Genomic DNA, 1,684 nt, shown 5'->3' on the forward strand with positions numbered 1-1,684 from the left:
ATTCCTAACAGAATTTATATATTATGTGTAATTATTCCAACCTACGGGTACGCTACGCGGTCACTACTGGATAATTATAGAAAGTAGTGATAGGGAATTATGCGATGCACAATGGATCTCTGCGTAGCTTATGATGACGTACCCTCCCATGTCTCTGGGCATCAATGTGCCTACATTCCTTCGTTCGGTCTAGTCATAAGGCAGAGGCTAGCGAAGCTCCTTTAGGGACTCAAGGTCGAATGGAAAATATATTGCCAGCTTCTCCGTGTCATCCTGTTGTCTAGGTCTTATTAAGGGGATGTAGGGTTTAAACAGCCTCTGCGAGACCTGGAATATCCCTCATCATTCGCTGTGCGTCAAACGCTTTGTGCTTGGTACTAATTCCATGTAATACTTTTAATAGCTTACCGCATAAAACCACGATAGATTGCTTCTTGCGTAATGGATTAACCTGACGGTTTGTGTAATACTCGTGCAGCTTTCTAAAGGCTTCATTATGGCGAATCATAGGCATCATAACTCGGAACAGGAGGGCACGTAACTTTCGTCTGCCCCGTTTAGAAATACGTTTTTGTCCTTTATGCAGACCAGAGGAATTTTCACGTAACGTTAATCCCGCGAGTTTGATAAGTTGGCGTGGATCTTCGTAGTGTGAAAAGCTTCCAATTTCGGCTAATAAGTCAACAATGGTGGTATCTCCAAGTCCTTGGACGGTTGATAGCCATTCATACTCTACAGACGTTTTTACAAGTTCAACTAAGTGCACCGTAATGTTTTCGATATCTTTCTCTAATTGATGGTAACGGCGAACGAGCGTGGCGATTTCAATGTGGGCCATCTCACGTCCTTCTGTTACCCCGATAGAGTTAGCCGCGACTTCAATAAGGTGCACTGCTTTTGGTCTTTGTGGGGATTTTAGCCCCTCGACCTTTCGATAAAGGGTTAAGACTTCATCGGGTTGTTTTTGGTGAAAATCACTCGGAAATGGAGTACATTCAAGTACAGCTAAAGCCATTTTTCCGAATGAAGGAAACACCTGAGTAAACTCTGGGAAATAGCGATCTAACCAGCGAATCATCATGTTTTTGAGAGAGCCTAACTCCTCTACCAACTTGCTTCTAAAAGTTGAGCCAACACGAAGTTCTGCTTCCATTTCCTTTAAAATACGCGGATAACTGAAACGACCGTCTTTAATAAGACGAGCAATTACTAGCGCATCTTTTCGGTCATGTTTAGTTGGAAGATTGTCGTCTAACTCCTTTGAACGTTTGACGTGCATCGGATTTGTCATTACTAAGGGGATGCCCCGTTCCTCAAGGAAATAAGCTAAATTGAGCCAGTAATGGCCAGTAGGTTCAATCCCAACAATAACCTCTGTTTTTTCATTTTCTTTCATTGCGGTCAAAATACGTTGATAGAAATAATTAAAACCGCTATTAGACTGGGAAACAGCAAAAGACTTTTGAAGCACACGACCGCGATCATCTACAAAGCAAGCGTAATGCGTACGCTTGGCAATATCGATTCCGACCACAAGTGTTTTCTCGGTGACTTGATTTATTTTCTGATTTTGTTTAAAATCCATTATGGAGTCCTCCTTGGTTACAAATTAGGGGTCATTTCGTCGACGATTTGACACCCCGCATCATACCAAGAGGGCTCTTTTTGTTCAAGTCCCCGAAAA

The 1,684-nt window shown here is 42.5% G+C and carries 1 protein-coding gene; it reads right to left on the minus strand.

Annotated features, from left to right (window positions below; all coding sequences use genetic code 11):
- Nucleotides 1–307: 307 nt before the first annotated feature.
- A complete protein-coding gene (locus tag F7888_RS22240; protein ID WP_191783582.1) occupies nucleotides 308–1,585 on the minus strand; it encodes an IS110 family RNA-guided transposase in 1,278 nt (425 codons plus the stop codon).
- Between the last annotated feature and the right edge of the window lie 99 nt (nucleotides 1,586–1,684).

It is taken from the genome of Litchfieldia stipae (genome assembly GCF_014837155.1).
Classification (GTDB): domain Bacteria; phylum Bacillota; class Bacilli; order Bacillales; family Bacillaceae_L; genus Litchfieldia.

Excerpts from the sequence above, each read along its gene's own strand:
- F7888_RS22240 (WP_191783582.1), bottom strand. The coding sequence starts at position 1,585 with ATGGATTTTAAACAAAATCAGAAAATAAATCAAGTCACCGAGAAAACA.